Raw genomic sequence first — 10,952 nt, 5'->3', positions numbered from 1 at the left:
CTGGGCGAAGACCCCTGGGAGCGCATTCGGGAACTCAAGAAGGTAATGCCGAATACTCCACAGCAAATGCTTCTGCGAGGCCAGAACCTACTAGGTTATCGCCACTACGCTGATGATGTTGTGTCACGGTTTGTCGAGCGGGCCGCTGAAAACGGGGTCGATGTTTTCCGTATTTTCGATGCCATGAACGATCCCCGTAACCTGGAAACTGCCATCAAGGCCGTTCGCAAAACCGGCAAACACGCTCAGGGCACCATTTCATATACCACCAGTCCGGTGCACACCATTGAAATGTGGGTCGAGTTGGCAAAAGAAGTCGCGGATATGGGCGCCGACTCAATTGCGATCAAGGACATGGCCGGTATCCTCAAGCCTTACGTCGCATTTGATCTGGTCAGCCGCCTGAAAAAAGAGCTGGATATCCCGATCCACATGCAGTGTCACGCAACAACCGGTATGTCGACTGCGACCGCAATCAAGGCGGCGGAAGCCGGTATTGATAACGTTGATACGGCCATCTCCTCAATGAGCATGACCTACGGTCACTCGCCGACCGAAGCCGTGGTTGCGATTCTTGAAGGTACCGATCGTGATACTGGTCTTGATCTGAATCTGCTTGAAGAGATAGCCAGCTACTTCCGTGACGTGCGGAAGAAGTACGCGAAATTCGAAGGCTCTTTAAAAGGCGTCGATGCACGCATTCTTCTGGCCCAGGTTCCGGGTGGTATGTTGACCAACATGGAAGGCCAGCTGAAAGAACAGGGTGCACTGGATAAATTTGATGAAGTACTGGAAGAAATTCCCAAAGTACGCGAAGACCTTGGCTTTATTCCTCTGGTTACACCAACGTCACAAATAGTAGGAACCCAGGCGGTTCTGAACGTATTGAGCGGTGAGCGTTACTCCAACATCTCTAAAGAGACAGCTGCCGTTTTGAAGGGTGAATACGGCGCGACTGCAGCAGAGGTGAATAAAGAGCTACAGAAACGAGTTCTGGATGGTGAAGAAGCCATTACCTGTCGTCCGGCAGATTTGCTGGACAACGAACTGGATGCACTCACGAAAGAACTTAAAGATAAAGCAACTGATGAAGATATTCGTCTTGCTGATGACGTTGTGGATGATGTTCTGACTTATGCACTCTTCCCTCAAATTGGTTTGAAGTTTCTTAAAAATCGCGATAACCCCGATGCTTTTGAACCTGCGCCGGGTGAAGAGCCTGAAGAAAAAGCTGAGGCCAAAGAAAAAGAAGCGCCTGCAACAACGGGTAGTGTCGAGCAGTACGAAGTTGAAGTTGACGGTAAACGCTATAACGTCAAAGTTGGGCCTACAGGTAAGTTAGATTCAGTGAAGTCAGCCTCATCTGACGAACAGACTAGGTCATCTGAAACGCAGTCCGACGCCTCCGGTGAATCAAGCTCTGGTGAGGGAGAAACCATTAAAGCGCCGCTGGCCGGTAACATTTTTAAGGTGGTCGCCAAAGAGGGATCAACGGTTAAAGCAGGCGATGTTGTGCTGGTATTGGAAGCGATGAAAATGGAAACCGACATTAAAGCGGAGAAAGACGGTAAGGTTCAGTCTCTTCACGTGAAAGAAGGTGATGCTGTGACCGTCGGCGATGCTCTGGTGACGGTAGGCTAATATGGATAAGCTGCAGATCTTATGGGAAACCACTGGCATTGCCGCAATGACGTTCGGCCAACTCAGTATGATTGTTGTTGGTGGTGTGTTGTTGTACCTGGCAATTTCAAAGAAGTTTGAGCCGTTATTGCTGCTGCCAATAGGTTTTGGTGCAATTCTGGCAAACATTCCTTTAGGCGGCTTCACAGAGCCGGGTGGTGTTCTCTATTACGTTTATAGTATTGGCATCGATACGGGTATGTTCCCGTTGCTTATTTTCATGGGGGTTGGCGCATTAACCGACTTCGGGCCGTTATTGGCAAACCCCAAAATGCTGTTTTTGGGTGGTGCCGCTCAGTTCGGTATTTTTGCAACCTTATTTGGTGCTATTGCCCTGAACGGGATACCGGGCATTGAGTTTTCGATGTCGGATGCTGCTGCAATTTCTATAATTGGTGGGGCTGACGGGCCAACAGCGATTTTCCTGGCATCAAAGCTGGCACCTGATTTATTGGGGGCAATTGCTGTCGCGGCGTATTCGTATATGGCATTGGTACCTATTATCCAGCCCCCGATAATGAAGTTGCTAACCACTCAAGCTGAGCGTGAGATTAAAATGGAGCAACTGCGCCCGGTAGCTCGTCGTGAAAAGCTTTTCTTCCCGCTAATAGCTATGGGCCTGACGTTGTTGTTTTTACCTTCAGCAACGCCTTTGGTTGGCATGTTCTGTCTCGGAAATCTGATGCGTGAATCGGGTGTGGTTGAGCGTTTAACAAAAACCACTCAGAACGAGCTGATTAACATTGTGACCATCTTCCTTGGTTTGGCTGTTGGCTCTAAATTGCAGGCAGATCAATTTCTCAGTTTCCAAACGCTGGGCATCTTGGTATTAGGTGCGGTGGCATTTTCCATTGGAACCGCCAGTGGCATCTTAATGGCGAAGCTGATGGGCAAACTGAGTAAAGACCCGATTAATCCGTTAATTGGAGCCGCAGGGGTTTCAGCCGTTCCTATGGCGGCCCGGGTGGTGAATAAAGTTGGGTTACAGGCAAACCAGCAAAACTTCTTGCTGATGCATGCTATGGGCCCTAATGTCGCCGGAGTATTAGGTTCAGCAGTGGCTGCGGGCGTTTTACTGGCATTGGTTTAACGGCCGGTAAGAAACATCATCGCCGTGTAAAAAGCGGCGATGACAGCGCTTATTACTGCAATATATACAAAGCCTTTATAACCCTGTTTGATACTCCAGCCATTAGCGCGCAAATACAGCAACCAAAGCAGACTCAGTAATAACGGAATAATAAAAAAGTATCTTGTCATGGCAAGTCCTTAAGACTGATGTTGCTGAATGGCTTCTAAATCAACTGCTGCCTGATGGGCATAACGTAAACGCTTTTCGAGTTCTGTAATCTGGTCGGCAACTTTATCGATATTGCCTTCGGCCATAAACTGCTCTAAATCAGCCGCTTTATTTTGTAATTGTGTAAATCCAAGGTTAGCCGCTGCGCCTTTTAACGAATGAAAGTAACGACGAGCGCTGTCGTGCTGACCCCGGGTTATAAAATCAGAGACCTTGGTTGCGCTGCCCTGGTACGTTTCATAAAGCTGCTCAACCAGCTTAAGGTAAAGCTCTACGTTATACTGTAACCGTTTTAATGCGGCCTCAAATTCAATACCTTTCACCTGTGGTATACGAACGGGTGGCTTAGCCGGTTCATCCTCTTCAGTAGCGGCAGGCACTTCTGGCTGCTGATTATTCGTGTAGTCGCCGGGAACAGCCCATTTAATAATGGCTTTAATCAACTGCTGCTCATCAATAGGCTTGGCAATGTGCCCCTGCATGCCAGCGGCTAATGATCGCTCTTCATCACCACTCATTGCGTTGGCGGTCATTGCCAGGATAGGAAGCTGCTGATAGTTAAAGTCCGCACGTATGGTCCGGGCTGCTTTAAGCCCATCCATGACAGGCATCTGAATATCCATTAGAACCAAAGAATAATTTTTGTTGTGAACGGCCTCTACGGCTAATTGCCCATTTTCTACGATATCCACTTTGAACTTATGGCTTGTAAGAATTTCTCTGGCGACTTGTTGATTAATTTCATTGTCTTCTACCACCAAAATGGGGGCCCGCAGAATACTCTCCGGGATACCTTCGCCGCTCTCTGCATCGCTTTCATCAGGGAGTTCACGTTGGAATAACGTCGAAGCCAGACTCCTACCCAAAGTTGACGCGGTAAAAGGCTTTGAAATGATGTCATTGACTCCCGCTTGTTTGGCCTTTTCCGATAACTCTTCGGCATAGTAACCCGTTGCCAGAGTCAGTTTAGGACGAACATCGTCTGCGTAACGTTCTGTTATTGTCTGGCAAAATTCAAGACCATCCATGCCGGGGAGACGCCAGTCAACTAATACTAATTGATAAGGGTTGTCCTCTTCTACGGACTGCTGGAAAACTTGCAACGCCTGTTCTGCAGTGCGACAAACTTTTACATCAACCTGGTAACTGCGCAGCATTTCATACAACATTTCACGAGTACTTAAGTTGTCATCAATGGCAAGAATACGCACGCCGCTGAGCTTTTGCAGAAGATATTGATGGTGGCTGTTGTCTTGTTCTTTCTGTAGGGGGAGCTCCACTTCTATGTAAAAAGTTGAGCCTTGCCCAGCCGCACTGGTGACACCGATATCGCCACCCATAAGCAATATAAGGCGACGGGAAATAGCCAGCCCAAGGCCCGTTCCGCCATATTTTCGGGTTGTCGAGGTATCGGCCTGAGTAAAAGCTTTAAACAGGTTGGCTCGCTGCTCTTCATCCATACCGATACCGGTGTCGGTGACGGAAATACGCAACAGAACATTGTCTTTTGAGCTATCCAGCAAGTTAACCGCTACATTAATTTCGCCGTCTTCAGTGAACTTAATGGCGTTGCTGATGAGGTTAACCAAAACCTGATTCAACCGCAGCGGATCGCCTATCAGGCGGGTGGGTATATTGGCCGGCAAATTAATGATGAATTCAAGATCTTTATCATAGGCCCGGTAGGCAAACATGTCTGCAAGAGAGGTTAGTACGTCCTGTAAATCAAAAGGAATTCGCTCAACGGTTAGTTTGCCGGCGTCAATTTTTGAAAAGTCCAGAATGTCGTTGATGACACCGAGAAGTGCCTGCGACGAGGAATCGATGACCTTTATATAGCGTTTCTGTTTTTGATTCAGTTCTGTTTTTAGACAAAGGTTTGCCATACCCACAATTGCGTTAATTGGAGTACGAATTTCATGGCTCATGTTAGCCAGAAACTCGCCTTTTGACTGGTTAGCGCGTTCAGCTGTTTCTTTTGCTTTCTCCATCTCCTCAGCAACCGACTTAATACCAGAAATATCGTAGTAGCTGCCAAGAATACCGATAATATTATGGTCATCATCGTAAAGAGGGACACTGGAGTGCTCTACCCATTGGCTCTTATTGTCAACTTTCAGTTCTATTTCTGCGTTGACAGAAGGGGCTTTCTGGCTAAATGTCTTTTTATCTCTTTCCAGTAAAACGTCATTAGCAGCAAGTGATTCAATTTCGGCATCTGATTTACCAGCTAAAGACTCTGGTGTAACGCCAAAATCGTTTGCAAAGGCGCGGTTTCCGCCCAGCAGTTTAAGCTGAGGATCGCGCCAGTAAACCCGTGTTGGCAGATCATTAAATACTTGCTCAAACAGTTGCAGCGAGTCGGACGACAAAAAGGGTTGACGAAAAGGTGCGGTCAGAGCATTACGTCTCGACCACCACCAAATAACGACACCGATAATCAAACTGAACAATATCATTGCGACTAATACTGTGTCGCTCCAGGGTGCAGGCAATAGTGCGTACAACGCCAGACTGGTTACCTGAAGGATGACAAAAATTAGTTGTAAAAACGTCCAGAATGAGTTCATGGTTAATCCGTAACCGAGTGGTTATATAATCGGCATGTAGTCTGCCACGTTGAGCCTGAATCGCCAAGGTATGAACGCAAATTAACAGTGACAAACATAGACCTTTGAGCGAATTACCAGTAAGCTAATCGGCAGAAAACTATCCGCCTCAGTGAATGGAGTTGTCTTTTGCAAGCAACATTTCAAGCAGTTATCGAAAAGCTTAAGCAATCGGGTAAAACAGCAGTCTGGCAGGGCATCGGGCGTGGTATTGAGCGAGAAGCTTTGCGCATAAAAGAAAATGGAACGCTGGCACCAGGCGATCACCCGCAGGAGTTAGGAAAAACCCTGACTCACCCAACAATTACGACCGACTACTCAGAGAATCTGCTTGAGTTTATTACCCCAGTGGCAAGTAATATTGAAACCACACTTGAGCAGCTTCGTGATATTCACCGGGTAACTTATAAAGCTATTGGTGATGAGCTGTTATGGCCAATGAGCATGCCTTGTTATATCGGGTCTGATGAGGATATCCGTATTGCTAAGTATGGTGACTCTCACTCCGGGCGAATGAAAAGTCTTTATCGCCGCGGTTTAACCTATCGTTATGGCGCCACTATGCAAGTCATTGCCGGTGTGCACTACAATTTCTCGGTTTCCGATGAAATGTGGGAAGAGCTGGCTGCGATTGAAGGCGTTAGCAATAGCCAGGATTTTCGCACTAATCAATATTTTGCACTGATTCGTAACTTCAAGCGCATAGCCTGGGTTATTCCTTATTTGTTTGGAGCTTCTCCGGCTTTGTGTAAGTCGTTTTTCTGCCAGACCAATAATGAGGAAATACTGAACAAGTGGAATTTCGAGACCGTTGGTAAAGGAACCGTTTATCTTCCTTATGGTACGTCATTACGAATGAGTGATTTGGGTTATACCAACAAAGAACAGGCAACGCTTAAGATAACCTACAACTCTTTGCAGGAATACGTTTCAGGATTACGTAAAGCCATTACAACACCGTCTCAACAGTTTTCGAAAATTGGTGTAAAAGTAGGCGACGACTACCGTCAACTTAACGATAATATTTTGCAGATAGAAAATGAGTTTTACTCACCTATCCGCCCTAAACAAACCGCGCATGACGGCGAAACACCAAGTCAGGCTCTTGAGCGAGGCGGTGTAGAATATGTTGAAATCAGAGCTCTGGATGTAAATCCGTTTAGCGATGTTGGTATTACCGCTCAGCAAATGCATTTTCTTGATTTGATGTTGCTGTATTGTTTGTTGCAACCAAGTGAAGACATGAGCTGGGAACAACAGCAACAAGCTGATAAGAACTTTACTAAAGTGGTTATGCAGGGTCGGGATCCGCGCCTGAGTCTGCAACAAAATGGTATTGACCGTTTAATGGCGGACTGGTTAGAAGAGCTGTTTGCTGACTTTACTCCGCTGGCAAAAGCTTTAGATGATAGTGCAGGTGATAAACGCTACCAAAACCATTTAGCCGATCTCTATGAATGGGTTTTGAACCCGGAACGAACGCTTTCAGGCCAGATTTTAGGACTGCTTAAAGAACAAAATAGAGACAACAGCAGTTTAGGTATGCAATTAGCTAAGCAATACCGTGAGCAGTCTAATAATGAGCCACTAAGTTATTACGTGCAGAGTGACTTTACTAAATGGGCGCAAGAGTCGGAACAAGCTTTTGCAGACCGTTACAAACAAGACAATAAAGTTGACTTTGATACCTTTCTGGCAAATTATTTTAGTCAGGCGGCAAAGTCTGGTCAGGTATCTAACTGAAAGACATAAAAAAACGCAGCCCAAAAGGACTGCGTTAAACAAAACGTTCAGGGATGAACATGAATGCATTTTCTCAGTTACAACCTGTATTCAATTACTAAGAGTTTAATGAGTGAATAAAGTTCAATGGCAATAAAATATTTTTTTCCTATTCAGCCGAAACTGTTAACCAGTGCGCTGTTCATTGTGACGCTTAGCGGCTGCGCGACACCTCCACCGGCGAACCCGGAAAATGTCTGCCATATTTTTGAAGAGCATCGAGATTGGTATCACGCCGCTGCCGATGCACGTGAGCGTTGGGGAGTTCCCATTCATGTGCCAATGGCTATGATGTATCAGGAAAGCTCATTTAAGCATAATGCTCTGCCTCCGAGAGACTACCTGCTGGGCTTCATTCCCTGGGGAAGAGTCAGCTCAGCTTACGGCTATTCACAAGCTAAAACCATGACGTGGGAAGATTATCAACGAGAAACCGGTAATGGCTGGGCCAGTCGTGACGACTTTGAAGACGCGATTGACTTCATGGGTTGGTTTATTTCTAAAACGCACAAAATTAATGGCGTCTCAAAATGGGATGCTTACGGCCAATACCTTAATTATCACGAAGGTTGGGGTGGGTATCAGAGAAAATCTTATTTGAAGAAACCCTGGCTGGTTAAAGTATCCAGGGTAGTGAAAAGCCGCTCTATGACTTATGCCGCACAATTGAATAAATGCGAAGAAGATTTAAAACGCGGTTGGCTATGGCGATTGTTCTTTGGTTAATCATTAGATTGAACATCTGGTTTTCGGTAAAGCTTAGGCAAAACTCTGACTTGTTTGATCATGGTGTCGCCAATTTCGATGAGCTCTACCGGATAACCGCCTAAACGTAGCGACAATCTGGAGTCAGGGATATCACCAAATTGTTCAATAATCAGACCGCTTAAGGTTTTAGGCCCGTCTATTGGAAAATCCCAATTCATTTCTTTGTTTAGCTCGCGTAAGTTAGCGGAACCGTCCACTAAGAAACTGCCATCGCTTTCCAGAGTAACGGATTCACTGGGAGCCGGCGCCATGGACGTAGTGAAATCACCGACAATTTCTTCAAGGATGTCTTCCAAAGTCACCAGACCCTGAATGTCGCCGTATTCGTCAACAACCAGGCCAATACGCTCTTTACGTCGTTGAAACTTTAATAGCTGAACATTCAGAGGTGTTCCTTCCGGAATAAAATAAGCGTCACGTGCAGCGCGGACTAAAATGGATTTATCGGCAGTAAACTGGTTTTTACTCATTAACCGCATAACATCGCGGGCGTGCAGGAATCCAATAGCATCGTCTATTTCATTTCGGTAAAGCAAAACGCGAGTGTGCTGGCCGTTTGATAGCTGTTTCACAATAGATTTCCAGTCGTCACTAATATCAATGCCGACAATCTCGTTGCGGGGGATCATGACATCCTCAACCGTGACTTTCTCAAGGTCTAGAATACTGACCAACATTTCCTGGTGCGAAGTCGGGATTAAGTTTCCGGCTTCGTTAACCACTGTGCGTAGCTCATCTGAACTCAAGGCGTCTGCCATTTGCGATTGTTTTGGGTTAACGCCCAGTAGTCGCATAAACGAATTGGTGATGAAGTTCATACCAATAACGATGGGGTACATGACTTTTAGTAGCGGCAGTAAAATAAAAGAGCTTGGGAATGAAATACGCTCAGGGTGCAGGGCGGCTATCGTTTTTGGGGTGACTTCTGAGAAAATGAGAATAATTAAGGTCAAACCTAACGTTGCGATAAGGATCCCAGCGTCACCAAACCAGCGTAGACAAAGTATGGTGGCAATAGCTGATGCACCGATATTGACCAGGTTATTTCCAATGAGAATTAAGCCTATCAACCGATCAGGACGATCAAGCAGATACTGGACACGTTTGGCACCCGGGTGATTATTTTGTACTAAGTGGCGCAGCCGATACCGGTTGATAGACATCATGCCAGTTTCGGAGCCAGAGAAGTATGCGGATAAAAATATCAGTACGGCTAAAATCACGAGCAACATGCCCGTCGATATCTCGTCCAACGCGTTATTCCTTAATTAAACTGTGAATGTGACAATGTAGAGTTCTCAGCGATGAAGTCAAGTACCATTCAGGATAAGAGAAAATCTTTCACGAACCGACTGCCAAAATAACCCAGTGTAAGCAAAGTGCTGGCAATAACCGTCAGTACAACAATAATGCGTCCACGTAACCCCGATGCGCGATGTAAAATTACCGCAATTAAATAGAGAAGAGCGGCTAGGCTAGTCAGAATAGTTTTGTGTGCTTGTTGCTGTGCAAACATATCGTCCAAAAATACAAAACCTGAGCTAAGCGCAATAAATAAAACAAAGGTGCCTAAAGCCAGAAGGTTGAAGAAATATTTTTCGACGGTCATTAACGGCGGTAGCTTGCTTAAGAGAATATGACCTTTTCTATTCTTAAGAACCCGGTTTAAGTAACTTGTCTGTAACGCGTAAAGAGTGGCTAAGGCTAAAATGCCGTAAGCAACCAATGACAAGGTAATATGAAAAACTAACCCATGCCCGGCACTAATATCAGCGCCCCAGTCAACCGGAGTGAAAACTAACAGCACGGTAGTCAGGGCTGAAAACAGATAAATAACAGGCTTTAGAAATAAATTACTGGCTTGATTATTTTTTAGCAAAGTCAGGGTGGCTATTAAAAAGGCCACAATAGCTAAGCTTGACGAGACATTAATGTGATCGAAGTCGTCGTAAGAAAGTTGCAGCAGGATGAGCCAACCATGGGCGATGACTGCCAAGGCAGCAGGTACAATTTGGTAAGTTGGGTGAAGCGTTTTGTTTTTAAGTATATTTCGCAGAATAACAAAAGCGCTGGCGCTATAACCCAATAAGCTGATTAGCAACAATAAAGAGAGCATCACGCGCTCGAATTCCCTGATTCTGAGTTGTTCGTAGTCATGAGTATACGATGTCAGTCAGTTAAACCCAATACTTACGGGGCGAAACTTTCTTGCAAATCAGATATACTGCCCCCATTACTATTTCCGTCAGAAATCGCAATATAAGAGACGATCGACATGTTTGAGAATTTATCGGAACGTTTGTCGCAAACGCTGCATTCTATTGGCGGCCGGGGCCGACTGACCGAAGACAATATTAAAGAAACGTTACGCGAAGTTCGCATGGCTTTACTCGAAGCCGATGTTGCTTTGCCTGTGGTCAAAGACTTTATCGGCAAAGTGAAAGAGCGGGCTGTTGGCACCGAGGTGAACAAAAGTCTCACGCCGGGTCAGGTATTTGTAAAAATTGTTCAGTCTGAGCTTGAAGCGGCAATGGGCGAGGCCAATGCTCCGTTGCAGTTAAACACTCAGCCACCGGCCGTTATTTTAATGGCGGGTCTGCAAGGTGCGGGTAAAACCACCAGTGTGGGCAAACTGGCCAAATATCTAACTGAACGCCAGAAGAAAAAAGTCATGGTGGTCAGTGCCGATGTGTATCGTCCTGCGGCTATTAAGCAGTTGGAAACGCTTGCTGAGCAGGTTGGGGTTGAGTTTTTCCCTTCTACGACAGAGCAGAAGCCGGTTGATATTGCTAATGCCGCCATTGCCCAGGCTC

General features: G+C 46.0%; 9 protein-coding genes. 5 read left to right on the top strand and 4 right to left on the bottom strand.

Features of this window, described 5'->3' with window-relative positions:
• A partial coding sequence (gene oadA / locus B3180_RS13150; RefSeq protein ID WP_286845002.1) for a sodium-extruding oxaloacetate decarboxylase subunit alpha occupies positions 1-1,641 on the top strand: 1,641 nt, incomplete at its 5' end.
• Position 1,642: 1 nt separating this feature from the next.
• Positions 1,643-2,770, top strand: coding sequence for a sodium ion-translocating decarboxylase subunit beta (locus B3180_RS13145; protein ID WP_222235546.1), 1,128 nt, complete (start codon positions 1,643-1,645; stop codon positions 2,768-2,770).
• On the opposite strand, the gene B3180_RS13140 is transcribed toward B3180_RS13145, so the two are convergent.
• On the bottom strand, positions 2,767-2,940 hold the full coding sequence (locus B3180_RS13140; protein ID WP_167336995.1) for a hypothetical protein: 174 nt from the start codon (positions 2,938-2,940) through the stop codon (positions 2,767-2,769). The two genes, B3180_RS13145 and B3180_RS13140, sit on opposite strands and share 4 nt — an antisense overlap.
• 9 nt (positions 2,941-2,949) lie before the next feature.
• Positions 2,950-5,550, bottom strand: a complete 2,601-nt coding sequence (locus B3180_RS13135) for a response regulator (RefSeq protein WP_278358785.1) — start codon at positions 5,548-5,550, stop codon at positions 2,950-2,952.
• A gap of 168 nt (positions 5,551-5,718) precedes the next feature.
• On the opposite strand from B3180_RS13135, the gene gshA reads away from it, so the two are divergent.
• The gene (gshA, locus tag B3180_RS13130) at positions 5,719-7,332 is read left to right on the top strand and encodes a glutamate--cysteine ligase (RefSeq protein ID WP_222235544.1); all 1,614 of its coding nucleotides are present in this window, start codon (positions 5,719-5,721) and stop codon (positions 7,330-7,332) included.
• 126 nt (positions 7,333-7,458) lie between these two features.
• Positions 7,459-8,097, top strand: a complete 639-nt coding sequence (locus tag B3180_RS13125; RefSeq protein ID WP_054488398.1) for a hypothetical protein — start codon at positions 7,459-7,461, stop codon at positions 8,095-8,097.
• On the opposite strand, the gene B3180_RS13120 is transcribed toward B3180_RS13125, so the two are convergent.
• Together B3180_RS13120 and B3180_RS13115 are read right to left on the bottom strand one after the other, a co-directional pair.
• Entirely contained in the window at positions 8,094-9,392 is a 1,299-nt protein-coding gene (locus B3180_RS13120; RefSeq protein ID WP_054488396.1) for an HlyC/CorC family transporter, read from the bottom strand. The genes B3180_RS13125 and B3180_RS13120 overlap by 4 nt on opposite strands.
• A 68-nt stretch (positions 9,393-9,460) precedes the next feature.
• On the bottom strand, positions 9,461-10,255 hold the full coding sequence (locus B3180_RS13115) for a cytochrome C assembly family protein (protein WP_273022279.1): 795 nt from the start codon (positions 10,253-10,255) through the stop codon (positions 9,461-9,463).
• Positions 10,256-10,414: 159 nt separating this feature from the next.
• On the opposite strand from B3180_RS13115, the gene B3180_RS13110 reads away from it, so the two are divergent.
• A partial coding sequence (locus B3180_RS13110; protein WP_286844999.1) for a signal recognition particle receptor subunit alpha occupies positions 10,415-10,952 on the top strand: 538 nt, incomplete at its 3' end.

This window comes from Idiomarina sp. UBA4206 (assembly GCF_002383015.1).
Classification (GTDB): Bacteria; Pseudomonadota; Gammaproteobacteria; order Enterobacterales; family Alteromonadaceae; genus Idiomarina; species Idiomarina abyssalis.
The sequence above is the reverse complement of the archived record's forward strand: the minus strand, read 5'-3'. Positions and strand labels throughout refer to the sequence as shown.